General features: G+C 59.5%; 25 protein-coding genes. 15 read left to right on the forward strand and 10 right to left on the reverse strand.

Going from position 1 to position 23,085, the window contains the following annotated elements:
• Positions 1-89 precede the first annotated feature (89 nt).
• On the forward strand, positions 90-1,199 hold the full coding sequence (locus tag OG496_RS12340) for a DUF3644 domain-containing protein (RefSeq protein ID WP_405970875.1): 1,110 nt from the start codon (positions 90-92) through the stop codon (positions 1,197-1,199).
• An 18-nt stretch (positions 1,200-1,217) separates the two neighbouring features.
• Here the strand turns inward: OG496_RS12340 and OG496_RS12345 are convergent, their stop codons facing one another.
• Together OG496_RS12345 and OG496_RS12350 are read right to left on the reverse strand one after the other, a co-directional pair.
• The gene (locus OG496_RS12345; protein ID WP_405970876.1) at positions 1,218-1,937 is read right to left on the reverse strand and encodes a 5-formyltetrahydrofolate cyclo-ligase; all 720 of its coding nucleotides are present in this window, start codon (positions 1,935-1,937) and stop codon (positions 1,218-1,220) included.
• A gap of 13 nt (positions 1,938-1,950) precedes the next feature.
• Entirely contained in the window at positions 1,951-3,108 is a 1,158-nt protein-coding gene (locus tag OG496_RS12350; RefSeq protein WP_405970877.1) for a helix-turn-helix transcriptional regulator, read from the reverse strand.
• Between the two features lie 218 nt (positions 3,109-3,326).
• Here OG496_RS12350 and OG496_RS12355 point away from each other — a divergent pair, with 218 nt between their 5' ends.
• From OG496_RS12355 to OG496_RS12365, 3 genes are all read left to right on the forward strand, one after another.
• Positions 3,327-3,671 carry a recombinase family protein gene (locus OG496_RS12355; protein ID WP_405970878.1) on the forward strand — a complete coding sequence of 115 codons (345 nt, stop codon included), beginning with the start codon at positions 3,327-3,329 and terminating at the stop codon, positions 3,669-3,671.
• Positions 3,668-4,282, forward strand: coding sequence for an ATP-binding protein (locus tag OG496_RS12360; RefSeq protein ID WP_405970879.1), 615 nt, complete (start codon positions 3,668-3,670; stop codon positions 4,280-4,282). Before OG496_RS12355 ends, OG496_RS12360 begins: the two co-directional genes overlap by 4 nt.
• 519 nt (positions 4,283-4,801) lie before the next feature.
• Positions 4,802-5,140, forward strand: a complete 339-nt coding sequence (locus OG496_RS12365; protein ID WP_405970880.1) for an Lsr2 family protein — start codon at positions 4,802-4,804, stop codon at positions 5,138-5,140.
• 68 nt (positions 5,141-5,208) lie between these two features.
• Here the strand turns inward: OG496_RS12365 and OG496_RS12370 are convergent, their stop codons facing one another.
• From OG496_RS12370 to OG496_RS12380, 3 genes are all read right to left on the reverse strand, one after another.
• Positions 5,209-7,161, reverse strand: coding sequence for an AAA family ATPase (locus OG496_RS12370; RefSeq protein WP_405970881.1), 1,953 nt, complete (start codon positions 7,159-7,161; stop codon positions 5,209-5,211).
• A gap of 335 nt (positions 7,162-7,496) precedes the next feature.
• The gene (locus tag OG496_RS12375; protein WP_405970882.1) at positions 7,497-8,087 is read right to left on the reverse strand and encodes a TetR/AcrR family transcriptional regulator; all 591 of its coding nucleotides are present in this window, start codon (positions 8,085-8,087) and stop codon (positions 7,497-7,499) included.
• A gap of 148 nt (positions 8,088-8,235) precedes the next feature.
• On the reverse strand, positions 8,236-8,922 hold the full coding sequence (locus OG496_RS12380) for a TetR/AcrR family transcriptional regulator (protein WP_405970883.1): 687 nt from the start codon (positions 8,920-8,922) through the stop codon (positions 8,236-8,238).
• Positions 8,923-9,064: 142 nt separating this feature from the next.
• Between OG496_RS12380 and OG496_RS12385 the strand changes: the two genes are divergently transcribed.
• From OG496_RS12385 to OG496_RS12405, 5 genes are all read left to right on the forward strand, one after another.
• Positions 9,065-9,421, forward strand: a complete 357-nt coding sequence (locus tag OG496_RS12385; protein WP_405970884.1) for a hypothetical protein — start codon at positions 9,065-9,067, stop codon at positions 9,419-9,421.
• A gap of 551 nt (positions 9,422-9,972) precedes the next feature.
• Complete coding sequence (locus OG496_RS12390) at positions 9,973-10,131, forward strand: hypothetical protein (RefSeq protein WP_405970885.1); 159 nt, start codon at positions 9,973-9,975, stop codon at positions 10,129-10,131.
• Between the two features lie 4 nt (positions 10,132-10,135).
• The gene (locus OG496_RS12395; protein ID WP_405970886.1) at positions 10,136-12,307 is read left to right on the forward strand and encodes a type IV secretory system conjugative DNA transfer family protein; all 2,172 of its coding nucleotides are present in this window, start codon (positions 10,136-10,138) and stop codon (positions 12,305-12,307) included.
• A gap of 3 nt (positions 12,308-12,310) precedes the next feature.
• Positions 12,311-12,580 carry a hypothetical protein gene (locus OG496_RS12400; protein WP_405970887.1) on the forward strand — a complete coding sequence of 90 codons (270 nt, stop codon included), beginning with the start codon at positions 12,311-12,313 and terminating at the stop codon, positions 12,578-12,580.
• A 167-nt stretch (positions 12,581-12,747) separates the two neighbouring features.
• Positions 12,748-13,389, forward strand: coding sequence for a replication-relaxation family protein (locus OG496_RS12405; protein WP_405970888.1), 642 nt, complete (start codon positions 12,748-12,750; stop codon positions 13,387-13,389).
• Here OG496_RS12405 and OG496_RS12410 read toward each other — a convergent pair.
• Positions 13,386-13,994, reverse strand: coding sequence for a hypothetical protein (locus tag OG496_RS12410; protein WP_405970889.1), 609 nt, complete (start codon positions 13,992-13,994; stop codon positions 13,386-13,388). The two genes, OG496_RS12405 and OG496_RS12410, sit on opposite strands and share 4 nt — an antisense overlap.
• A gap of 348 nt (positions 13,995-14,342) precedes the next feature.
• Here OG496_RS12410 and OG496_RS12415 point away from each other — a divergent pair, with 348 nt between their 5' ends.
• From OG496_RS12415 to OG496_RS12430, 4 genes are all read left to right on the forward strand, one after another.
• Positions 14,343-14,615 carry a hypothetical protein gene (locus OG496_RS12415; protein WP_405970890.1) on the forward strand — a complete coding sequence of 91 codons (273 nt, stop codon included), beginning with the start codon at positions 14,343-14,345 and terminating at the stop codon, positions 14,613-14,615.
• Positions 14,612-14,896: a DUF2958 domain-containing protein gene (locus OG496_RS12420; protein WP_405970891.1), complete on the forward strand. Its 285-nt coding sequence runs from the start codon at positions 14,612-14,614 to the stop codon at positions 14,894-14,896. The genes OG496_RS12415 and OG496_RS12420 overlap by 4 nt, the downstream gene beginning before the upstream one ends.
• A complete protein-coding gene (locus tag OG496_RS12425) occupies positions 14,893-15,084 on the forward strand; it encodes a hypothetical protein (RefSeq protein ID WP_405970892.1) in 192 nt (63 codons plus the stop codon). Before OG496_RS12420 ends, OG496_RS12425 begins: the two co-directional genes overlap by 4 nt.
• A 207-nt stretch (positions 15,085-15,291) precedes the next feature.
• Complete coding sequence (locus OG496_RS12430; protein WP_405970893.1) at positions 15,292-16,224, forward strand: hypothetical protein; 933 nt, start codon at positions 15,292-15,294, stop codon at positions 16,222-16,224.
• A gap of 82 nt (positions 16,225-16,306) precedes the next feature.
• On the opposite strand, the gene OG496_RS12435 is transcribed toward OG496_RS12430, so the two are convergent.
• Complete coding sequence (locus OG496_RS12435; RefSeq protein WP_405970894.1) at positions 16,307-17,167, reverse strand: hypothetical protein; 861 nt, start codon at positions 17,165-17,167, stop codon at positions 16,307-16,309.
• Positions 17,168-17,434: 267 nt separating this feature from the next.
• Between OG496_RS12435 and OG496_RS12440 the strand changes: the two genes are divergently transcribed.
• Together OG496_RS12440 and OG496_RS12445 are read left to right on the forward strand one after the other, a co-directional pair.
• Positions 17,435-19,090: a hypothetical protein gene (locus OG496_RS12440; protein WP_405970895.1), complete on the forward strand. Its 1,656-nt coding sequence runs from the start codon at positions 17,435-17,437 to the stop codon at positions 19,088-19,090.
• A 46-nt stretch (positions 19,091-19,136) separates the two neighbouring features.
• On the forward strand, positions 19,137-20,276 hold the full coding sequence (locus OG496_RS12445; protein WP_405970896.1) for a hypothetical protein: 1,140 nt from the start codon (positions 19,137-19,139) through the stop codon (positions 20,274-20,276).
• A gap of 146 nt (positions 20,277-20,422) precedes the next feature.
• Here OG496_RS12445 and OG496_RS12450 read toward each other — a convergent pair whose 3' ends face one another.
• From OG496_RS12450 to OG496_RS12460, 3 genes are all read right to left on the reverse strand, one after another.
• Positions 20,423-21,829 carry a tyrosine-type recombinase/integrase gene (locus OG496_RS12450; RefSeq protein WP_405970897.1) on the reverse strand — a complete coding sequence of 469 codons (1,407 nt, stop codon included), beginning with the start codon at positions 21,827-21,829 and terminating at the stop codon, positions 20,423-20,425.
• Positions 21,829-22,047, reverse strand: a complete 219-nt coding sequence (locus tag OG496_RS12455; protein WP_405970898.1) for a helix-turn-helix domain-containing protein — start codon at positions 22,045-22,047, stop codon at positions 21,829-21,831. Before OG496_RS12455 ends, OG496_RS12450 begins: the two co-directional genes overlap by 1 nt.
• 79 nt (positions 22,048-22,126) lie before the next feature.
• On the reverse strand, positions 22,127-23,080 hold the full coding sequence (locus tag OG496_RS12460) for a replication-relaxation family protein (RefSeq protein ID WP_405970899.1): 954 nt from the start codon (positions 23,078-23,080) through the stop codon (positions 22,127-22,129).
• Positions 23,081-23,085 lie beyond the last annotated feature (5 nt).

Genomic DNA, 23,085 nt, shown 5'->3' on the forward strand with positions numbered 1-23,085 from the left:
CCTGCCTCTCCTGACGCGTCGTGGGAATCCCGCTTGTCCTGAGGTGGCCGCAAGTGTGATCCTTCCTATGAACGCGAAGGACGCACGACATGGCATACGCCCGTTGGAAGCACATCCTCATCGAGTCGCAGCGGCACGCCCTCAAAGCAGTTGACGAGTGGAACTGTTCAAACGGCAACTACAGCGACTTCCTCACCCACATGCACAAGGCGTGGCACTACCTGCTTCATGCGGAGTTCCACGAGGCCAAGATCGACTACCACTACAAGGACGCCCAGACCGGTCAGTACAAGCTGATCGACGGCGAGCCGAAGGCGTGGGATCTGGAGTGGTGCTTGAAGCAGCGCTACACCAACAGTGCCGACCCGGTGCGCTTGAACGCCGAGCTCTTCGTGGCGCTCCGCAACAAGGTGGAGCACCGGTACGAGCACAACCTGAAGATCGTGACCGGCGGCAAGGCGCAGGCGCTCGTCATGAACTACGAGCAGGAGATGGTGGACCACTTCGGCCCCGCCTTCAGCCTCGCTGATCAGCTACGCTTCCCGATCGCTCTCCAGACGCTCACCGCCGAAGGTCGCGAGCAACTCCAGGATGCGGCGAAGAAGCTGCCGAAGAAGACCCGCGACTTGGTGGCGAAGTTCGAGGCGGCCATCGACTCGGACGTACTGGATGATCTGAAGTACGACTACCGGGTCCGGCTGGTGCCCATCGTTGGCAAGAAAACCGATGCCGACCTAGCGGTCAACTTCGTCAACTTGGACGCGTTGACCGACAGCGAGCGCGCGGTCATGACCAAGGCGGGGCGTACCGGGACGATCATCACCAAGGTGAAGCACGTCGAGACGATGAACCCGGCGAAGCTCCGGGCATCGGTCGTCGCCGAGCGCGTCGAGGCCAAGCTGCCGTTCTGCTTCAGTGTCCATGGTGAGCACACCGAGATGTGGCGACGACTCGGCGTCCGTCCGGCTGTGGGAAGTGCCGACCCGTGCATCACCGATGCGCGCTACTGCATCTACGACGAGCCGGTCAACACCTACCTGTACACCGATGCCTGGGTGGCGAAGATCGTCAAGGAGATCGGCACGGTCGACAAGTACCGCAAGTTCTTCGGCAAGGACCCTCGCATGAAGCAGGTGACCACCTTGCCGAAGCAGGCAGACCCCATGCTCGACGAGCGTTCCATGGGGAAGACTGCCTGAACGGGTGACGGGCTGCGCTTACCGCGCAGCCCTCCGCCGCGCCAGCACCGGGATCGCCGCGATCTTCTCGGGCGTCAAGTCCTCCCAGACCAACCCACGCGGGCGACGGCGGTTGGCGCACGGGATCACCTCGTCGGGCGTCACGATGTAGTCCACCGAGAAATCGTGCTCGGTCTCGGGGATGTCGTCCTCGATCACCTGGAGCGCGTGGACGGGCGCGACAATCACGGTCGACTCAGTGACGAGGCCGGCCTCGATAAGAAGCGCGACTTCAAGGTCGGAGTACCCGGCACCTTTCCCGATGCGGGCACCCGACCGGTTTACGGCCACGCTGCCGCACACCACGATGTCGATCGGCTCGACCTCTTCAACGCCGACACGGCGGGCAACCTGAGCCGCGCCCTTCTTCTCGGCAGCCTCCTCGGGCGAGAGCGTCAGGTTCTTGGGATCGAGCAGGTAGAAGGGTTCGGGACTGGCCATCCTCGGAACCGCCATGTAGACGCGCTTGCCGTCCTTCAAGGCACGGACACGGACGGGAAGCTGCGCCCAATCCGGGTTGGCCTTGACGGTGGTTGCTCGTTGCCACTCATCCAGAGTTGCCAGCTGCTCAGCTGTCGCCTCAGCTCCGTAGAAGCCCGGAATCTTCCCGTACGAATCGGCCGGTGCACCGCCGCCGTCGATGAGTCGCCGCCACACCCGCTCGCGTACGGCCTGCTTCGCCTGGTCGATGTCCGTCAACGCCTCACCCGTTCTACATCAGGGCGAGCAGTCGATCGTTGATCTCCTGCGCCCATGGCTCCGTCCTCCACTGCCGCAACTCGCGTCCGGCAGAGAAGGCCAGATTAAGACCACCCCCGCCACGCGTCAGCTCCACGGCATCAATGGTGCGGTGCATGGTCGCAGCGGCTTCGTCGAGCTTTCCTTGACGGATGAGCGCCAAAGTTAGGTTACCGAGCGTGATGGCCTGAGATTTCTTCTTGCTGGCCAACGCCCGTGAAGTCATACGGAGGATCGGTTCGGCGCGCTCAGGAAGATCGAGGGCCAGATAGCACGAGCCTGCCAGCCGGTTGAACTCGTTCACCGTGTAGAAGGGTGCGGCCAGATCATCGGGGTGGACACGGTCGAACTGCGCCTCCGCCTTCCTCAGCGCCGCTTCGCACTCAGAGAGCGCGCCGGCCATGGCGTGCCCCTCGGCAACATGAAGAAGGCTCAACCCAGTGAGCGATGGACTGACCATGCGGGCGGCATCGGCTGCTTGTTCAGCGAGCGTCACACCACGAACCGGGTTCTTCTCTCCGTACAGCGCAACGAAGCTCATTCGCAGCGTGGCGTACGCCTCTGTCGATGGGTCGCGGGCATGACGGGCAGCTTCGACGGCTTCCTTGAAGTACTGAACCGGCGCGTGGTGGTCACGGCGTTGAGAAACGTCCCAGACCAGTTGCCCCATGATCGTCGCTGAATCGGCTTCGACTTCGTACAGCGCTCGGCGCACGCGTGGGTTGGCGGCGTTCTCTCGGAGGAAGCGCACCTGGCCGTGCAGTTGACCGGCTCGACCAAGCAGCGCCGTCGATGCTTCTTGGTCGTACAACTCATCCAGCTTCCGCAGCCGTTCATGGATGTAGGCAACCACCATGAGATCGGCCGACGCCGGATTTTCCAGGGCGTACGTCATCCGCTCACCTGGCTGGGTGTCGGTGACGATGATGTCGTCGAGGAGGGCTTGAAGCTCCTCGTTCGACACCTTGAGCGCGCGGGCAAGTTTTGGCCGTAACCAAGCTTGCGGCTCCGTCTCGGCGGACTCCCAACGTCCTACTGTCGAGCGCTCGACACCAAGAAACTCGGCCAGGCTCTCTTGGGTGTGGCCTGCCGCTTTACGACGCCGGACGAGACCCATCCGCTTCGCTGCCATCGCCCATCCCTCCGGTACGGGGCGAGCCTTCACCATAACGGTGCAGGTGGCATCCGTGCAGGCCAGCGCCAGGAATCCCCCATGGATGCGGCAAGAGTGCCGCACGTTTGCTGTGGTGTCTTTGCAGGTCAAACCGCTTCTCTAGCGGGCAGGTTGGCGGGCAGACGGAATCCCCGTGCCGCTGCTCGCCAGCCGTTCCAGTCCCCCAGGAGGAACGGATGCGACCGCTCATGTTCGGCTACATGCGACTCGCCGCAAGCGATGATCCAGATGAAAACGCGGCAATCGAAGGGGAGTTGAGGCGCTACACCCTCAGTGAAGGCTTCGAGTTGGAGCGGTTGTTCATCGAACGACTCGGTGCCAGCGATGAATCCGCCTTCTTCGCCCTCGTCGATGCCCTGAAGACCGCTGAAGTCAAGAACGTCATCGTGCCGTCGTTGTGGCACTTCGCCAGGCTCCCCGGTCTGCAAGCTGCCATGCGTGACCACATCGAGCGCGAGATCGGTGCGCGGTTGTGGGTCATCCAAAACAAGATCACGCAGCAGAGGAGCACCGCGTCATGAGCGCCGACGACGTGACCCCGATTCCTCTGCTGGCGTCCTCGGTCCGGCTGAACGCTGTCCCTCAAGCCGTCGCCGCGACGCGGTTGTTCGTACGGCACACCTTGACGCTCTGGGATCTGGAAGAGCACGTGGAAACGGTGGCGCTCATCATGAGCGAACTGGCCACGAATGCTGTCCTGGCGAGCATCACCGACGCACAGGCGAGGATGGAGGAGACCACGGACGAGGTGGTCATCGGAGCACAGATCCGTGCCATCGAAGCCAGTCTTTTCGTCGAGGTCTATGACAGAACAAGTGCAGTGCCCGTACGACGGAACCCCGACCAAGACGCCGAGGGTGGGCGCGGCCTACTGCTCGTCGATGTGTTGGCGAAGCAGTGGAACGTCTACCGCCCAAGCGTCGGTGGCAAGATCGTGTGGGCTGAACTTCCGCTCGGCTTCGCGTTGGAGCCGTTCCACTGCCACTACGAGCACATGCCCCTACTGCTACCGCAGGGACTTCGTGCGAAGCACGGCCCAGCTGAAAACCTAGTGCGACGGGCGCTGCTCGACTGTCTGCTGAAGACAACGCTCCAGGCGAACGCGGCCATGAGGATGACCGATGCGACCTGACGCTCGGGGCCGGCGCACCGTAGATACCCTCGGCCAAGGGCGGGCGACCTGCATATGAAGCCGCAGCAGGTTTGGGACTTGTTCGACTGGTACCGCGGTACGTGCTTCCGCTGTGAAGAAGTCGGTGTTCCTGTGGCTGTCGTCGGTGACATCACGGCACAGGACATGAAGCTGCCGTTGTATGCCTGTCACCTCTGTATCTTCCGCATGCAACAGAGCCATTGGTTCAGGACAAGGCGGCGAGCGTGGCCGCTTGACCAGTTGCAGCTCCCACCACGAGCCGGGCCCAGAGCGGGACGGACAGCCGCGCTCCGTTGGCTTGGGTACAGGCGACGAGAAAACGTTGGAGCATGAAGAACGCCCCGCTCATCGCGGGGCGTTCTTCGTTTTCGACTCCCAGGGTGAGTCTCAAAACGTGGATGATTCACCAACCATGTTGCGGCTGTTAGATCACGCTGATAAAAAGTCAGCAACAACAGAACGTGGTTCACCTCGAACACGACGAAGGACGAAGCGACGATGGCACAGCAAATCATCACTCAGCTGGTGGACGACCTCGACGGGTCGGAAGCGTCCGAGACGATCGTGTTCGGGCTCGACGGCAAGACGTACGAAATCGACCTGAACGACAAGAACGCTGGCAAGCTGCGCAAGGCACTTGAGCCCTATGTCGGCAAGGGACGCAAGTTGAGCCAGGCGCGCGGCAGCAGGCGCGGAGGGGCTACCCAGTCGGCAACTTCCGGCGGTGACACCGCCCTGATTCGTGCGTGGGCCAAGGAGAACGGTTACGACGTGAACGACCGTGGTCGTGTCCCGGCGGAGATCAAGGACGCGTACGCGAAGGCCACGGCTGCATAGCACTTCCCACAGAAACGAAGAGCGCCCCCGCATCCATAGCGGGGGCGCTCTTGCTTTCCACTCAAGCCCTACGGATTCTCCTGCATAAATTTATCAAGCAGATCACGGAGTACCTGCGGCGGCTGTTCCATTGCTTCGGCGAGCGCCAGACCGTCTTTCGACTTCTTGTACTTGCGACCCAGGTACTTCTGCCACAAGCCTTCAAGAACCTCTTCACCAGGCGCAAGGTTCTTCCAGTCGGCATCCCAACTTGAAGAGGTATCCCCATCGTGCTGCTCCCACGTTGAAGAAATTTTCTCTTCAATCGCCTCAGCCGTAGGGACACGTGCCAAGACTTCTGCGGTCAGCGCGGACTTGTCTGCCGATTGCTTCGCCAAGTTGCCACGCATTTTATGATCGACAAGTCGAATCGGCTCAGCGAGATCGGCCATGGTTTGCTTCAAAACCACCACTTGTTGCAGTTCATCAGCAAATTCACGAGTAGACGTCGAAACGTCCTCAACCGTCACCGCCTCCTTGCCGAGCCGTTCACGCTCGGCGTTGATGACAGCCGCAATCGCCTCATCGTCGAGCATCAGGTTTTCAAGCTCGCGACACGGCAGGACATACACGTTTTCCGACGCTTCCAGCTTGGCGAGGAACTCGGCAGAAAGTTCATCCCGGTCACGAACATAGAGCACGCGGCGTTGCCCAAGCCCATCTGCTTCGTCGAGCCACGAGGCAAACAAACCGGCATGGCGAGCGTTATAGCCGCCGCCTCCCCGGATAATGACGACTCGTGGATTATTCAGTACAGCCGGAAACCATGTGTCGAGAATTTCTTTGTCCGTCGGCCCTTCCACGATGAGGATGCGCTCCGCAGAGAGAACATCGCTCAGGCGAACGCCTAGCTCGTGTAGGAGTGTCGCTCGCTCGGTCGTGACGGGTGTAACTACCGATTCGCCGTCCTTACGGGAAACGGCAAGTACCGATGTCGTAGGGGAATGCCAGTCAAGCAGAGCGGCCGAGTGAGTGGACGCCATGAACAGCCGGTCTGCCGACCACGACTGAAGGAGCGTGAGCAGCGCTCGCTGCGCGCTGGCATGGAGCCCTGTTTCCGGCTCTTCCAGCACAACAACGTTGGCTGATTCAGTCAGGCCGACGACGAGCAACATGAGCAGTTGCTCGACGCCTGAACCCAGGTCTTTAAGGTTGTGTCGGACGCCGGAAGAGCTGTCCTTAAAGACAACCTCGACACTCTGTTGCTGTACCGGCACCATGAGCTGGCCGACGTCGGGAACGATGCTTGTCACAAGTTTCTGCAATGTCTGCCAGGTGTCTAGCTCATTCGTGTACAGGTAAAGCAGCACTCTTGCGAGATTTGCTCCGTTGGTTTCAAGGAGAGGAGTGACAGCAGCAAGTCCGGAACTTCGACCTGCTGCTTCTCGCAACGGGTGAAAGTGAAAATACCCCTTCCTCCATTCTGTCAGGATACGGAAGGCTAGTCCATTCGCATAAGGCTCGAAAAAATGAATGGTGTCAGAGGGCGGCGTGCCACCTTGCGACCCCCTCACAATGAGGTTTGTCGACTGGCTCGTAAAGGGGAAATCTACGCTGGAGGTCTCAGTCGTACTAGGCCCACTCTGCACCAAGAGTACGGCGGTTCGTTCCTCTGATCCCCATTGCAGAGTGAGTTGAGTCGGACGAATATAGTCCATGTGTTCCGAAAATACCAACTCAAGCCAACTGGCCATTTCGGGGTCTGCTAGCAATGCTTCAGTTTCGCTCGACCCGCTGAGTAGTTCGGCTCGCTCTTCTGGTGTCAATGACCACCGCGCGAAGATGCGAGCATGTTCGCCGTGGGCATGTCGTGCGGAGGCGGGTGTTTCCACTCCGGCGATGACATCCAGAGCGGAGAGAAGCGCACTTTTTCCCGAGTTGGTCGGCCCAGCAACAAGAAAGAGACCTTCGCCTCGAAGGTCAATGGAAAAGTTCCTGTAGCCTCGAAAATCCTCGCCTCGGATGTTGACGAGTTGAGCCATGCGTACTCCTTATATGAAATTTACATAAACTGACCCAAGTGTAGCAAATTGATCTTCTTAGGCATAGAGGGAAACCATCACCTCAAGAATGAAAGAACGCCTCCGACAGCGGACGCTAGGGCGTTCTTAGCTGTGATGCGGGACTGATCTGGGATGAACTGTCGCATCCGGCCCCACCCGAGTGGTCGCCCTGAACGCGCTGACCTAATAGCTGCCGGCCACGGCCTGGTGGTCGATCCGTTCCAAGCGGCACAACCCCGGAAATGAAAACGCCCCGCCACCCTGTACGGGTACGCGGGGCGTCTCCGTTTGGGTTGCGGGGCAGTTGGGCTGTGTCAGAGCTGGTTGATGAGGATCGTGGCAGCCCTTGCGCTGCTGTCGGGGTGCTTGAGTGTCCACGACAGCAAGCCGGACAAGTAAAGCTCGGCGATCTCCGTTACGTTACCGACCGGATTGACTCGTCGGTTCCAGAACACTTCGAGCAGTCGGCCGAAGTGCTCGGCGAGCTGATCGAAGTTAACCAAGTCGACCTCGGCCGCGCGCGGCTTGGTGATGTCGGACTTGGTGTCACGACACGCCGGAAGCAGGGCGATGGCCAACACGGGGTGGTCGGTCGCGGCATTCGCCAGATCGTGGATGAAGTCCGTGATGACTTTCTCCACTTCTCGGTCGGTGACGGCTCCTTCGGTTACGAGGGGCCGCACCAGCGAGGCGTACGCCACGAGAGCGACGTTTTGTTTGCTGCCAAGATTCTTATGCAGCGTAGCCACGCCGACGCCCGCCGCTTTGGCGATGTCGTCGCGCGTGACCTCGTGCCAGCCCCGCTCATCGAACAACTCTTTTGCCGCTTCGGCGATCGAGTTGATGGTCCTCTTGCGCTTGGTGGCCGCCGCCCTCTGAAAGCGGTCAGGTGCTTCTGTTGACACGCGTCTCTCCGATGTCACTCCGATGGGACGCGCCAGCAACTAAGCAAAAGTTACTTGGTGGGGCGTTCCATCCGAGATGGAGAGAGCTATTGCTTTTAGGCAATCTATGTATATTTAAACACATTTCGTATTAAAATGCAATACTAAATCACTTTCCACACTCGTCCACGATTCCGCTTGTATCAACGGCAGCCTCGATGCGCTCAAGTCGCTCGTACCAAGCGTCCGACGCAGACCAGTTGAAGCCGTCCGCATTCACCCTGACGACCTGCTGGCAAAGGGTCCTCGATACGCACATGGCTACGTTGTCTCGTCGCTCGTGTTGGAGGTCGAGCAGAAGCGTGCGTGCATAACGCAACCCATCATCCACCTGGAGGTAGAACGGGTTGAACTGGAGGATGCACTCGATCGCCGGAGCGATCGGGCTACCCAATGTTTCAAAAGTAAGCTCAGCCTCGAAGTACGAGCGGATCATGGAGACCGTGAGCGCCCGGCGTTTCTGACTCACCCTGGCAACTGTGTAGATGTAGCGGATCAGCTCATCAACAGCGTCCGGCGGGTTGTAGATACCTTGCTCGCGCCCTTTGACGATCGGATCAACGAGAGGCGAGAGCAGGCGTTCATAGGCGAGGCGCAGCACCTCGTACTTGCTGCCGAAATTTTTGTGCAGCGTGGCTGTGCCGACGCCGGATGCTTCCGCAATCTCGTCTCGCGTGAAGTCGCCGCGTTCAAGCTCGCCGTAAAGATCAAGCGCGCCGCTGATGATCGCCTCCCTGGTTCGTCGGCGCTTCGTCTCCGCCGCTCGCTGGTGCCTGTTCAGCTCCTCGTCTGCCATGGACGACAGCCTAGACCACATGACCCATGAGTCAAGAGAACCTTTGACTTCTTTGAACTCCGCAGATACTTTGATGGACCCAACCCACCCACTGCGGCCGGCCTGCGCGAGCGCTGCGTTCCACAGGGCTGCCTTGGCATGGATGAAGGAACCGATCTACATGGGCAATGACCTGATCCTTGGCGGCTACGGCCAACCGGAAGAACGGCGCGGCTGGCTCTCTCCCAAGCAGTCCGCCGTACAGCGTGAGTTCCAGCAGCGCGAAGAGCGGGCCTCGGCCGAGCTGCTTTTCAACGCGAGGAAGCAGCAGGCCACAGCTGCACTGCGGATGCACTTGACCGAGACCGCCATGCACGACGTAACCGACATGGTGAGCCTGGCCCGACAGCTTGCGGGCGGTGATCCGCTCCTCGCTCAGGAGCTAGGCAAGCTGGTCGCCGAGTTCAACCGGCAGACAGCCCGCGACATCCGTAGCTTCGGTAACGGGCTCGGTCTCTGATGAACCTCGCCGACCTGGTGGAGCGAATCGTCTTGCTCCTCCTCGGTTCCAGTCTGCTCGTGGGCTGCTACATCCACGACAAGGTGACCGAGAAGAGGAACGCCCAGCGACGTGACCCCTGGCGTGAGTCGGTTGAAGTCCGCGCCAGGATGCGAGCCCGTAAGCGCGACGTCAGGCGTCAGATGCTCGAAGCCGCCCAACGTCACCGCCGTTAATCCTCCCCACCGGCCCCTTCCCGAAGGTCGTCACCTTTCACTCTGCACTGGGGAAGACAGCCGAGAACATTTCTCGGCCATAGCCACCCCTGCACCCGGCGACCTTCGGCGAGGGGACCGTGTCATTGAGCTTCTTCAACTGCGCCCCGGGAGAGTGACGGTGGGTCCGTCGTTGACCTCCGGTCGACCAGCAGGATCGAGCGCGATGACCGTGGTCGACACCTCAGCCGCATCACCCGATCGGTGGCCGATCTGAAGAAGCTCACTGATCCGCTCCACCAACCCGCCGCCAGCCACGAGCAGTAGGTCGGCGGCACCATCCCGAGGAGTCCGACCGTGGCGAAGGCCCGGAACTTGTTGCTGCTCCTGCTGCTGGCCGCGCTGACGATCCGCGTGCTGTGGCTGGCCATTGAGCCGATCCTTCCTTACCTCGTCAGCGGCCTGGCGTTGCTGCTCGTGCTGGGATTTATCTACCATCGAATGACCAGGTGGTGACAAAATGACGCAACCTTACCGCCTGAACTTCCCCTCGAATCTCGACGCCGACCAAGTGTCGGCGTGGCTGCGCGCTTGTTCCGGCACGCTCACCACCGGGCCGCGGCGGCTCTTGGACGTCTCGTCCATGGTGTTCGAGGTCGAGGCCGGAGAATTCGGCATCTCGTACCGCCTGGTTGTTCCGGATGAAACCGCCGACTTCCTGACCGGCCAGCTGCGCACGTTGATCCCCGGTTCCAGTGCCATGCCGGCGGGTGCGGATGATCCCGCCCGCCAATGGACAGCCGCGGTCGAGCTGGGACAGACGAACCCACGACGCAGTCTCGGCACCGTGAACCCGGAGGCCACCAGCGCAAGCCTGCTCGCCGGAATGCAGGGCCTCGGCCGAGGTGAAGCGCTGCTTCTCCAGTGGGTGGTGTCGCCAGCACTGCGGCAGCGTCCACCCAGGGCAACAGGCGAGTTGGTATTGCCTGGTTCCCGCTTCGCTCCGAAGCCTGATCGCGACCGCATCACCGACGTGCGGGCGAAGCTCAGCGAACCCAACTTCCTCGCCGTGCTCCGCGTAGCCGTGGAGGCCCCGAACAAGCAGCACGGCGAACACCTCCTCGCCCGTGTTCGTGCCAGCCTCCGCGCGGTCGGCACAAGCGACAACCGTTTGAAGCAGCGGCTCGTGACCAGTGGTCGGGTTATTCAACGGGTGCAGGCGCGGGCGGTGCCGACGCTCTTCCCAATGCAGTTGGCCGGCTCCGAGTTGGTCGGCCTGATCTGCTTCCCGGTCGGTGCTCCGCATGTTGCCGGGCTTCCTCGTTCCCGTGCGCGGCAGCTTGCCGCGACCGGGGCGATTCCGCGTACTGGCCGGGTGATCGCGCGCTCCAACTTCCCCGGGAACGAACGGCCGCTTGCTCTCGGGGTGGTCGAGTCGGCTCAACACCTACAGGTCGTCGGGCCGACCGGCAGCGGGAAAACTGCCCTCCTGGCAAATATGATCAAACAGGATATGGACGCTGGTAGGGGCGTGATTTTGATCGAGTCAAAAGGCGATCTTTTTAACGCCGTTCTCGAACGTGTGCCCGAGCATCGGATTTCCGATGTCGTCCTGATCGACGTCAGCGACACGGCTTATCCGGTCGGTTGGAACCTGATGGCCGGATCGCCGTACGTGGTGGCTGCGGATATCCAGCGCCTTTTCGATCACCTATATCCCCAGGACTCTCGCGGAGTGCGAGTTCGACAAGGGTTCTACCACCTGATCCTCACCGCGATGTTGAGCACGGGTGCAACCGCACCCTTGACGTTCGCGGATATTGGAGCCCTGGCGGTGCCACGGCCAGACCAAGAGGAGTTCGCGCAACGGTTGGTTCAGGGCGTTTCACACGTCGAGGAGCTGGCGACGTGGTGGCAGGGATTCAGCGACGCCCGGACGAGGGCGATGCACTTCCAACCGATCCTAGATCGAATCTGGCAGTTGAATAATCGACCAAGTATTCGGAACATCATCGGGCAGAGCGCGAGCACGGTGAACCTTGGCGAGATCATCCGGAGCAATAAAATCCTGCTCGTCAATTTGGGTCGCTCAAACGAGGGGCGAGACACAGCCGGATTGTTGGGTTCGCTGCTGCTGAATGCTGTGTGGAGCGCGGTACAGGCCGGGGCGGCTAATCCCGCCCGACCAACCATGCTCGTGCTGGACGAGTATCAGGACTTCGCCGGGCTGCCGATTTCTGCCGCCGACTGGTTCGCCCAGGCCCGTAGCTTCGGATTGGCTGTGACGGTGGCGCATCAGTTCTTGGGACAGCTCCCCCGAGAACTTCAGGAAGCGACGCAAAATAACGCCAGGTCGACCGTCGTGTTCCAAACGTCAGCGGACGAATCCAGGGACTTTGCCCGATTCTTCGGCCGCAGCGTGAGCGACGAGGATTTCATGAATCTTGGGCGGTTCGAGGTTCTTTGCCGATTTGCCACGACCGACGGAGTTAGTTCGCCCGTAACTGGCGTCACGCTCCCGCCCGTTGATCCGACCGGCTCTAGCGCCGAGGTGCGGCGGAATTCCCGAGCGACTTACGGGCGACCCGTTGCCGAGGTGGAAGCGGAAATCAAGCAGCGCCGCGGAGCGCAGCCGGCCCCGGGACCTTCTACGAGGCGACCCCGGTTCGGTGGACCGAAGAACGGAAGCTGAACCATGGGGCGAGGAGCAAGCGAAGCACTAAGCCGCGATCTGCAAGAACTCCACGACAATGCGTGCTACGTCGAGGCGTATGCCGGTTTCCTTCAAAAAGAGCTGCGCGACCTCGTAGCGGCATCTGCTCGGGCTCGGTCGTTGCTTGATGGGAACGAAGGCGGCGACGATTCGTTCGGGGACTACGCCCGCGAAGTCATGGCGATGAAATACGAGATCGGGCGGTTGGCTGAGCGAGTCCTTCTCATGCGGATGGACTGCGAAAGGATGTAAATCCTCACGACGTAGGCGAACCCCGTAGGCCAGGGGTGGGCGAACCGTAGGCGTACCCCCACCCCTGTAGCGGCAGTGACCAGCCAGAACGCCGCCGCCACGACGTGACTACCCCAGGGATGGAACCTGTGGAACTACTTGAGCGGGACTTTCAGGTGTTGAGGTTGGTGGACACGTTCACGCAGCTTGCCTCAACCCATATTGCGGAACTTCTTTTTTCTGACCGCTCACACTCGGTACCGGACAAGGTTCTTGGACGGCTGATGAATGGCGGCTACCTCGCGCGAGTTGGCCGCAGAACGAGCGGGATCAAAGGCGGTGCGGGGGCGTTCGTATTTCAGCTCGGCCGGTACGGCCGCGCCCTCCTGGACGTCGAAGGTCGCCAGTCGCCAACGGTGAATAACCACGCCTTGATGGTCGCTGACACCTACCTTGAACTACGGCGAGCGGAACGGCTTGGGGTTCTGACACTCAAGGATTACGCGGTGGAACTTTCCGTTCCTCCGGCAGTGCGGGCAGATTTGTCGGTGTCGGTGGACTTTCCGCAGCAGTCACGCGCAAGCCGGTACTTTCTTGAAATCGACCTGGGGACGGAACGACCGGCGCGGATCACGGAAAAGCTTGCCGGTTACTGGCGGGCGGTCGAGGTCAGCGCCGACGACTGGTTTCCGTACGTAGTGTTTGTCGTCAGGCAGCAGGCCCGAAAGAACGAACTCGCCCGGATCTTCCGACGGCTTCCCGAAGAGCGGCAAGAGATGGTGCGGGTGTATCTGACGGGCGAACTTATCCCGCGACTATTGGAGCTTTAGAGTGCCGTGTATCTGACACCACTCTTGAGGTAGTCAACACCAGACACGTATACATCGTCACCGAACTCATCAGTGAAATAAGCGGACGTGTCTGGCCTCTCTACTTCAAAACCCAACCCGATGAACACCTCATCTTCAACCATAAACATCGGCCAGCTTGCCAGTATCCTCAAATCTTTCTCATTAAAGTCTGTGATGACACAGAGCGCAGACAACAAACACCACTCTCCATTAACCACGCGGCTGTAGACACGAAACTCGACGCGCGGACGCAGCCTCCGATCCCCTTGATCAGCATCCTTCCCAAGAGCCTCGGAATAGAGAAGCGCTTTATCTTTGGCAATAACCACATGAGAACCAGTGTTCGTATGGATGAAAAACACACCGTCGCTATGTAGGAAGGTAACGGAGATGCTCGTTTGATTCATCGCGCCGTCGAGGGCTTGCCTGTCACGGGCCGCCCAATGCTTAAAGTCTTTACCTGCGGCACCGCTTGAGATACCTAGAATTTTCGCCGTCGCAGCGTCCTTGGCAGCTTCTTGAATGGCATCGAATGCCTCTATATTAACTCTGAATGTTTCATTCTGTTGCTTTGATTTAAACATGCTTCCTAGTTTGGCATTTCCGCAACAAGGAAACAAGCAGCCCCTTGAAAGGCGTTGACTTTTTCGCATCACCAACAGGGGCGAAAGGCATTGATTAACAGGGGTAGATTCGTTATAATAAAGACATAAAGTAAGAGCCCTGATTTCGGCAGGACTCCCACAGGTTTCGGCTAGAATTAGTAGCCAAAACCATTGCTATTATTAGCACCTCCTGCCGAATCTGGCAAGGAGGTTATTTTTTACCCGATACCAGAAACGACATAACGAACCGAGAATAAACAAACGTAAGTAGCGCCGGAAGCCTGACCGTTTCTAGGGCTGGTTTCCCGTGGCGCAGGAGAAAAAGGAATGAGGATTCAGAACATAGCGGACAAGATTAATGGGCTGGGTGGCACCTGCGGCATTAGCTCGCGCTCCCGGGAAGACAACCGATACGTCGTGGCGGTGACAGGAAAACTTGGGGTGTATCAGCTCGAAGCCATCGACTACGTGTCACCGTCGCCGCTTTCTACGGATGCGGACACATCGTCAATATCAGTCAGGCGTGACGGCGACGCGTCTTGGGTGGTGCATCGCACGATTAACGCGCTCGATCAGCTCGCACCAAAGGGGGTGATGTGAAACTTTTGACCAACGAGCTGAAACGGAAGCTGCCAGACTTCACCGTAGAGAGAGGCGAAGCGGTAGCCGTCGTTAAATTCTTTGCGCCATGGAGTAGCTGGACATGGTATGCCGCCGAGTACGACCCCGCTTCCCGTACGTTCTGGGGATTGGTGAACGGCTTCGAGAAGGAGTACGGCTGTTTCAGCCTTGATGAGCTGGAACAGGTACCCGGCCCGTTCGGACTGCGGATCGAGAGAGACAAGTTCTTTAGGCCGACGCCGCTCAAGGACTTGGAATGACGGCACCGTTCCATGTGATCGACACGGCAACGGGTGAAGTCGTCCGGGAGCTGCGGCGCGACTGGTCTGTGACGGCCGCTCGTCCGCGTCGCAGGACGAAGAGAGCACAAACCCAGACCACGCAAGATTTCGTCATCGCGGCCGGGCTTGTCCTCGGGGTCTGGCTGTCCTTCGTCGTCATGCCGTGACACTGGACGCCGACACGCTTACGCCCGCGCTGCTGTAGCGCGGGCGTCGTGGTTGGTGGCGGGCATCAAGGGGTCGAGGCCGGCACTCGATTGGCGTGCTCGATCAAGCGTCATCCGCGGCAGTCCGTAGAACTTCGTTACTCGCTTGCCCTGCATCGCTGTTGGCCCGATCCTGGAACGTTCGTCGCTACCAACAGAAAGACGATCATGAACGAGATTTGGGTGAACATCGCCAGCGTGAACGACGCGGCCCGGCTGGAACTCAAGTCCGTCGACGGCACGAGCGGCCTCGGCGTGATGCAGCTCCGCTTCCACTTCGAGGCGTCATGTCGGCATGAGGCATCGGCACAAAAGCCGATGTGGCTTGAGGGCAAGTTGCACGCCGTCGGACTTGGCAGGTCGAGCGGCTACCTGAGTCGGCTGACGGTCGAATCCTCGCCTGTCACCCTGCAAAAACTGGCAGCCACAACGACGTTCGTCCTCGTTGCCGACCTCGACCACCGGCAGCTTCAGATCATCGAGGAACACCGAACGGGTGCGATCACGTTCCGGCTCGAAGTCACGGGCACGGCTATGACTGACGGCAACCTCGAACGCATCGGGGTCGGCAGCATCGAGTACGAGGTCAACCAAAGCAACTGGGCGGCGATCCTTGAACAGATGCAGTACCGCCGCCTGCTCCTGATCGAGCTGGACGCACCGGACACCAACCGCCCGGTTGAGTTCGCCGTCGCCCTCGACTACTACCGCGACGCCGAGAAGCAGTACATCAAGCAGGAATGGCGCCTGACGGTTGAAGCTCTCCGTCAGACTCTCGCGGCGCTCGTCGGCAAGAAGGCTGACGACGAAGACGAGGCGGCGGACGTTACAGCCGCGGCCAAGACGCTCCGTAAGGAGTCGATGAACACGAGCGTTGGCTACGCGTCGCGTGCCGAACAGGTACGGCTCGCCCTCAAGTTCATGTGCGACCTGGGCGCGCACCCGGAAGTTGCCGAGACTACCAAGGCCGATGCGTACTCGGCCCTCTTGATGGTCGGCGGCCTGCTGCACAGCTGGCAGCCGGTGAAGGCGCGGATCACGGCGCAATCGTCAGCCCCGGAGGACGAGCCGACCCAACCCGCGCCGGCGGCGGGCGTCTGAACCTCACGACCAAAGCACCCCGCAGCCAAGAGTGGATGCGGGGTGTTCTTGGGCGGAGCGCCTGGTGTCAGAATGCTGTCCGTCAGCCACCCGTAGGGGTAACGGGATCTACCCGAGCAATCCTGAAGATTGCCACAGTTCCTAGGAACGGTGACGGGCCACCCGTCAGGGGATAGTCGTCTGTCTTTGCGGCATAGAGGGCGAGCCCCTTCTCTGCAAGCTCGTCCAGGATGGTCGTGATGCTGCGCTGAGCATCCCGTACCGAGGAGCGGTTGAACTCGATGTCGCCTGAGATGTCGCTCCAGTCTCGGAAGCTCTGAACCGCACCGTCAATGAGGTCCTGCTCCTCGTCGGTGCAGTCGTCTGGTTCCTCATGCGGCAACCACCCAAGACAGCCGGAGAGGATCGGCCAGAGATCACGCCCCGTCTTCATGTGGCTGAGGAAGACGACCTCAAACTCTGGCTCGTCCACCGTGACAACGTCGATGATCTTGTCGACCTGCGCCCGCTTGAGCTTGCTGATCTCATCGGCGAGCGTCTTGAGGCCCCACACCTCGATGGTGACATCTCTGTACAAGGGGCGAAGCTCGTTGTCGATGAACTGGTCGACCTCGCCCGGCAGGGTGTCGTTAGTGAGGAAGCGCCACACCTTCACGTCGCGGTGCTCCTGGAGGCAGCCCTCCAAGTCACCGCGGATCTTCGCCTTGGTCTTGTCGATCCGCTCGCCGCGCGTCGCGTGCGCCGCGAAGAACACCCGAGCCTTCGGGCAGTAGCCGTCGTTCTTGGTGTCGCCCTTCGGCCCGGCGGCCCGCACGGGTTGATAGTCACCGGGGTACAGCTCTAGCCCGAGCCGATCCATACAGTCCTGGAAGGTGTTGCCCTCCAGCCGAAGGAGCTGGCCTTCAACGAGCTTCCGCAGCGAGTTCTGATCCACACCAGCCATTACCGCACGGCTCCCGTACCCGCCGCAGCTAGGTTGCACGGATCAAGTTGCTGTGGCCGGCGCGTAGTTGGTCAAGGGGTTCTACGCTGCGAGCAGCAGCTTGCCTGACTCTGCGAGCTTCGGCACCAGTCCAAACGGTTACGCCGCCGTACGCCCGTGCTCGTCGTCCTGCGTGCCGAAGCTCGTCCACCCACAGGCAAGCGGCCCGCCCCTCCACACGCAGAAAATAACCTTTCCGACCCATAAGGTACGCGGTAAAATTATTCCATGACTGAACAATCATTCCTTGAATTTGCAGATCTGATCGACTACGCGACCGGACAGCGGTCCGTCGGCGGGTGGGTGACCGTTTACGCGCAGGAAAAGCGCGATCTGGAAGACGGAGGCTATTACAGCGCCCTCGTGCCGGTTGGTGACGTTGACGCTTGTCTTAACAATGTGTCGTGGGATTTGGACCTTGGCCATGGAACGCCGGGCTTCATTTTCTACCCCGACGACAGAAAGGAATACCTGCGCTTCGGAGACGATGACGGTATTGAGCCCCTGATCGTTCGCCGCTTCTTTCATGGATTGAAGCCACCCTATAACGAAGTGTCCGAGGAGTTTAGGCACTTCCACAACCTCTACGAGGACCGAGCAAGAAACGTCTTTTTGGCGTTCGACGACAGCGGCGACGAGATTGAAGTTGTCCGCATGTCTGACGACAAGGTGGAAGTTAAGGTCAAGTACCTCAAGGAGTATCTTGCGGTGCGCGAAATGTCACTACTGCTTTTTTATGTCGTTGACCGGTGGAGCGAAAAGACTCTCGCTGAACTTGGCATGATGCAGCAAGACGAAAGGTCACGCGATACAGGTTATAGCTATTCGCGATTCGTGCAAGAGTTCCCTGACCTTGGACCCGAGAGGGAGACTTGCGGGCGTCTGCTTGGCAAGAAGGTAATGAAGGGCGCTGCCAACTATGATCCGGAGCACTCATGGGGGCGTCGTGACCGCAAGTACGAGGACTTCATCATTGGTGTAGATGAGGATGGCGAGGAGGTTCACTACACCTGCGACGAGGAGAAGCTAGCCAACTACTTTGGAAAGAACCCCGGCGCACCGCAATTTCTCAGGCCGGTGTTCTTTCGCAAGGAAGTACTGACGAAGTACTACAACGAGCCTGGCAAGTTCAGCGTCGATGACGGCTACCTGACGTGCGCAGGTTACTGGGGTATGCCGCTGGACAACAACCACCAAAAGTATGTCACTGCCTTTCTTGGCGATCTCGGAAAGCTGCCGCACAAGGAGCAGCTTTATTGGAAGGGCTACAACGTCACGCCCGATGGTGGAATGAGCGATGTTGCTTTCCGCCGCTCCATGCTCGGTGAATGGGCTGATGCTACTGATCCGGCACTGGTCTTCAAGAGGACGTACGAACGCTTTGGTAAGAGCTGGCTCTCAAAGCATGGGTGGGAACTCTTTAAGAAGCTCAAGCCCGCAGACGCCCATCATTGGACGGCGCTGCATGTTCCGTCGGACGGCAACCAAAAAGAGTTCGACGAGCAAATCATGTCGCTCACGAAGCTTCTGGTCGACCGCATCAACGAGGCAGAGGTTGGTAAGCGCGCAACCCTCGAACCCGATGACAAGGGTGGCATCACGAAGTTTGGCAGGTATCTGGATGTCGTCTCGTTCGCTGACACGGAAGCGCTAGTCAAGTTCCTTCGGAACCTGCAAAGTCTGCGTAGCGGCGCGGCCCATGTCAAAGACATGAAACGCGGCAGCCAGTACCAGAAGGCTGTCGGCTTCTTCGACCTTGATGCCAAGGGCCTTTCTCGGGGGTTCGCTGACATCCTCAGCGAGGCGACGGTATTTGTCGGGAAGCTGGAAGAGCACGTCACGACGAACAGGGACGATCAGCAGGAGGAGACGAATGGTGACTAGATCAATCGATGAAGAGGTTGTGCGGGTTAACGGCCTGACTCGTTCCATGCTCGATTCCTACTCCTTGTGGGGATCAAGGATTGGGCATGGAAACACGCAGCATGCCATGTATGGCGAACTCCTTGAGTTCGTGAACCTCCGTATGGAGACAGCGGACAGTTGCCTCACACTCATTGAGAACGAGAAGATTGCAGATGCCCTCGGACTTGGCCGTTCCCTTCTGGAACACTATCTCCTCTTTATACTCATGTGCCGAGGGAAGAAATACTTCCAGGTGCAAGACTTGACGAACCTGACGGAGGGCGAGTTCAAAAAGCGCCTGAAGGCGCAGCAAGAAGATCTCGCACAGAAGCAAGCTGACGGTTCGACAAAGTGTCTTGAAGTGAGACGCTACACGCGCGGGCGGTACCTCATGTACGTCTTTGAGGGCCTGCACAGTGGAGACGAACCAGAGTTCACGATTCCGATGCATTTCTTCCAGCATCAGGAATTTCGCCCTGAGGTGATGCGCCTCAAAGACGAAGATTATTTCCAGTACTATGAGGACCCGGAGGACGTGAAGAAAGCACTGAAGGCGCATACCCGAGAGGCGGAGTTTCGGTACAAGTACTACCTCTCCTACGGCGCGCTGCTTGAGTGCCTTGAACTGAATGGGCTAGCCGACGCCGGAGACATTACCAGAATCGAAGCGCACTACACGTTTCTTGGTAAGTTCTTGCATCCCACCCATGACGCTGTGCGCGAGCTTCACGAAAATAGCAATGTGCACCATGGCGGTACGGGAGTCGGCTTGTCCCAAGTCTATTCAAGAGAATCCAAGCTCCTCACAGCGGTGTACGTCTGCTTCATGGTTCACGGGCTTCTGAATGAAGCGCAGGGAGTGTTGGAGGCGGCTCCCGTTAAGTACGTCACTAAGGCAGGAACCGAGGATCTGCGAGCAATCACCAACGTCGTTGAATCGCAGATTCCATACTTCTGGTTCATCTTCAACGGTCCGACCGCCTACGACAAATTTCAGTTCTGTGTGAGCCATGCAACGCAAGAGAACCGGGAGGAGTGGGGAGACTACTTGAACGCCCCTAGCGAGAAGGCCGTGTTCAATCAAAGCATTCTCGGACACTTTAAAGATACGCTCAGAGGCTGGTCGAACAGACTTTGGGGATCGTACGCATCGCCGCTCGCGTGAAAAAATGGATCACAGGCGAGATTAAAGCCTAGGTTCAGCAGTGAGCCGCGAGGGGCTTATAGCCTCCAGTACCCGTCGGCCTCTTTCGCAGCAATGACTGCTGATGTCGTTGGACACGTGGCCGGCGCAAGGTTGGTCGGCTTGCTCTACGCGGCAAGCGCTACCTCCTCGGCCCTAGGGTCTTTGACAGCAGCGCTGACAGCAACCACACCCAACAACGCCTGCCTACGACGTGCTTGGTAATACTTAGCTGCCTCTGTTATTCGTCCGGTTTCACCTGAACGGATGGAGCTTCGGAACCAGGTGTCGCAAGTTCGAATCTTGCCGGGTGTACCAGAGATGATTGATGCAAGGCGGTCCATAAAACTGTGTCCCTGACAGCCATTCTGACAGCAACCGCTGCTGTCAAAGACGCCCACTAGATACCCAGGCTGTACAGTCTGGGTATCTTGATGTGTTGGCACGTTCAGAGCGGTCTCTACGCGGCTTAATGCCTCGCGTCGTCCTTCCATGCTGTCGTGCTGGTAAATCTGCTGCGTTATGGCGATGTCTGAGTGTCCAAGAATGAGTTGGGCATCTCGTGCCGGTACGCCGAGGTCTTTAAGAAGCGTCGCGGTCGTGTGCCGCACCTGATGAACCGTGATCCGACGGATACCGCTCCTCTCGCAGATTCGTTGAAACGAACGCACGAAGTTGCGAGGCTCGATGGCCGTGCCGTTCTTGGTGGTGAAGAGGAGACCCCCAGTTGGTTCGCGGTTTTCAAGGACACTTCGTGCCAGGCCGAGCATCGGCAAATCGCGACGCCCAGCCTTTGTCTTGACCGGGCCTATCCGTAGGGCGCCCGCTATACGACCGACCTGTTGTCGTACTCGTATGACTGAGTTCTCAAAGTCAACGTCCTTTTCGAGGAGCCCGAGAACCTCGCCTCGCCGCAGACCGTAGAGGACCAGGAGCACGAACATCGGATAGAGCGGATCGGTGCGGGCAGCTTCCAAAAAGAGCTTGGCTTCTTCCAGCGTCCAAGGTCGGATGTCGGCTTGCTCTCGTTTTTTCAACTTGACGAAGCGGGCGACGTTGCGACTGACGATTTCCTCTTCACATGCCCGCGTTAGAGCAGATCGCAATATCTCGCGAAGAATCTGGATGCTCCGGACCGACATGCCTGCGGCCGACCGCTCATTCAGAAATGTTTGTACAAGCGGTACAGACAGCCGGACGAGTTGATTTTCGCCCAGTCCCGGCTTTAAGTAGAGGCGAACGCCAATCTCGTATCGTTCGTAGGTGGATAGACGGAGGTTCGGTTTCACCACCTCCCTAAGCCAGTAGTCCAGATACTCCCCGAGCTTCCAGCTCTTATCGGCTGTCGGGATGCCTTGGGCGGCCTGGGATTTTAGTTCTGTCAGCTTCTCGTGAACCCCGGCGCGGGTCATGCCATAGGCATAGACCCGCTTGGGCTTTCCGCTTGTCGTCTCAACCCAAATGGAACCGACCCAACGCTTATCGCTCGCGCGTTGGTAGATAGAACCCTCGCCGTTTCCATTGCGGCGGGCCATCAGGCTAAGGACTCTTTCCAGCCCTTCAAGACATACGCCTCTACCGAGCGCAGCGGTATCAGTGTCCGCCTGCCAATCTTGACCATTTCAAGCTGCTTCGACCGCAGCAGGTCGTACAGCTTCCACTTACTGATTCGTAGCCTCATGTACGCCTCGCGTACCGTGAGCAATAGTGTGTCTTCACCTCCAGGGATCGCACGTCGAATTACCTCATTCATTAATTGTTCTCCTTCCAGTTAAAATCTTTCGGTCGGCGTTGTGAACACCTTGGCGGACTTCTGCACTGTGGTTTTGACATCATGCGGCGGTTCCTTGCTCTGCCCCACCAAGCAAGCTCGGACCGTCACCGAGGAGGCCGACGTCAAAGAGCGCCTGAGTGTCGGTGGTGAACTTCTGAATCACGCCCGCGATCTGCTCGCGGCGACGCACCGTTTCAACCAACCAGACGACTTTCGGGAAGACCCCGCGCCACTGCTGCTCCACGCCGCTCCGCCAGTAGTCGACGTACCGCAGACACTTCTTCTGGATGGTCGGCAGCGTCTCCGTAGCCATGTCGACCTCGATGAAGCTGCTGTGTTCAAGAGCGGCCCGGCCTACGCGGACGTACGCGTCAGGCCTGACCATGACGAGTTCGTTGTGCTTGCCGGTGAAGTGACGCCAGGCGGCCGGCTCGGCGTCGTACGCCAGTAGGTCGCCCTGACCAAGCCGGTGCCGCTCGACCAGTTGGACGTACAGTTCAGCGACCGCGAGCACGTGGTCTTGGAAGTACGGTTTCGACTCCCAGACCCGGCGGCGACGACCACCGAGCGGGCCGTCAGTGTCGAGGACGGCTTGACCCAACCCGCTCAAGCCGTAGATGAAGCCGGACGATCCCGCCCGCACGCCCCCGATGATCCGCGAGAACCGTGTCACCAAGCCGAGTTCGGTAAGCCTGGTCATCATGAGCTGCGTACGGCGCGTCCGTGCCGCTGGCGATCCATCTGTCACGAGGAGCCGCTGTAACTGCCGCCCACTTGCCAGGCGAACCCGCTGCAAGATGGTCAGCGCCGCAACGTCACGCGGACTGAGCCGAGAGCGCAACCGGGCCACCCGCGCGGTTTGCAGTCGAGGTTTCACCATAGGGAAACTCCGTTTCCTGTCGGTGAAAATCTGGCTGGCGCTTGCTCTGCTCCAACAGAGGAGCACCGACCGCCGCAACCGACGCGGAGCGAAGCGTGACGCGAACCGCGAGGCGAAGGCCGGGACGAACATGAAGG

The organism is Streptomyces sp. NBC_00988, from assembly GCF_045162645.1.
In the GTDB taxonomy this organism is placed as follows: domain Bacteria; phylum Actinomycetota; class Actinomycetes; order Streptomycetales; family Streptomycetaceae; genus Streptomyces.

Coding starts and splice junctions, on each gene's coding strand:
- OG496_RS12340 (WP_405970875.1), top strand. CDS start 90: ATGGCATACGCCCGTTGGAAGCACATCCTCATCGAGTCGCAGCGGCAC.
- OG496_RS12350 (WP_405970877.1), bottom strand. CDS start 3,108: ATGGCAGCGAAGCGGATGGGTCTCGTCCGGCGTCGTAAAGCGGCAGGC.
- OG496_RS12355 (WP_405970878.1), top strand. CDS start 3,327: ATGCGACCGCTCATGTTCGGCTACATGCGACTCGCCGCAAGCGATGAT.
- OG496_RS12360 (WP_405970879.1), top strand. CDS start 3,668: ATGAGCGCCGACGACGTGACCCCGATTCCTCTGCTGGCGTCCTCGGTC.
- OG496_RS12365 (WP_405970880.1), top strand. CDS start 4,802: ATGGCACAGCAAATCATCACTCAGCTGGTGGACGACCTCGACGGGTCG.
- OG496_RS12370 (WP_405970881.1), bottom strand. CDS start 7,161: ATGGCTCAACTCGTCAACATCCGAGGCGAGGATTTTCGAGGCTACAGG.
- OG496_RS12380 (WP_405970883.1), bottom strand. CDS start 8,922: ATGGCAGACGAGGAGCTGAACAGGCACCAGCGAGCGGCGGAGACGAAG.
- OG496_RS12385 (WP_405970884.1), top strand. CDS start 9,065: ATGAAGGAACCGATCTACATGGGCAATGACCTGATCCTTGGCGGCTAC.
- OG496_RS12395 (WP_405970886.1), top strand. CDS start 10,136: ATGACGCAACCTTACCGCCTGAACTTCCCCTCGAATCTCGACGCCGAC.
- OG496_RS12400 (WP_405970887.1), top strand. CDS start 12,311: ATGGGGCGAGGAGCAAGCGAAGCACTAAGCCGCGATCTGCAAGAACTC.
- OG496_RS12410 (WP_405970889.1), bottom strand. CDS start 13,994: ATGTTTAAATCAAAGCAACAGAATGAAACATTCAGAGTTAATATAGAG.
- OG496_RS12415 (WP_405970890.1), top strand. CDS start 14,343: ATGAGGATTCAGAACATAGCGGACAAGATTAATGGGCTGGGTGGCACC.
- OG496_RS12425 (WP_405970892.1), top strand. CDS start 14,893: ATGACGGCACCGTTCCATGTGATCGACACGGCAACGGGTGAAGTCGTC.
- OG496_RS12430 (WP_405970893.1), top strand. CDS start 15,292: ATGAACGAGATTTGGGTGAACATCGCCAGCGTGAACGACGCGGCCCGG.
- OG496_RS12435 (WP_405970894.1), bottom strand. CDS start 17,167: ATGGCTGGTGTGGATCAGAACTCGCTGCGGAAGCTCGTTGAAGGCCAG.
- OG496_RS12440 (WP_405970895.1), top strand. CDS start 17,435: ATGACTGAACAATCATTCCTTGAATTTGCAGATCTGATCGACTACGCG.
- OG496_RS12445 (WP_405970896.1), top strand. CDS start 19,137: ATGCTCGATTCCTACTCCTTGTGGGGATCAAGGATTGGGCATGGAAAC.
- OG496_RS12450 (WP_405970897.1), bottom strand. CDS start 21,829: ATGGCCCGCCGCAATGGAAACGGCGAGGGTTCTATCTACCAACGCGCG.
- OG496_RS12455 (WP_405970898.1), bottom strand. CDS start 22,047: ATGAATGAGGTAATTCGACGTGCGATCCCTGGAGGTGAAGACACACTA.
- OG496_RS12460 (WP_405970899.1), bottom strand. CDS start 23,080: ATGTTCGTCCCGGCCTTCGCCTCGCGGTTCGCGTCACGCTTCGCTCCG.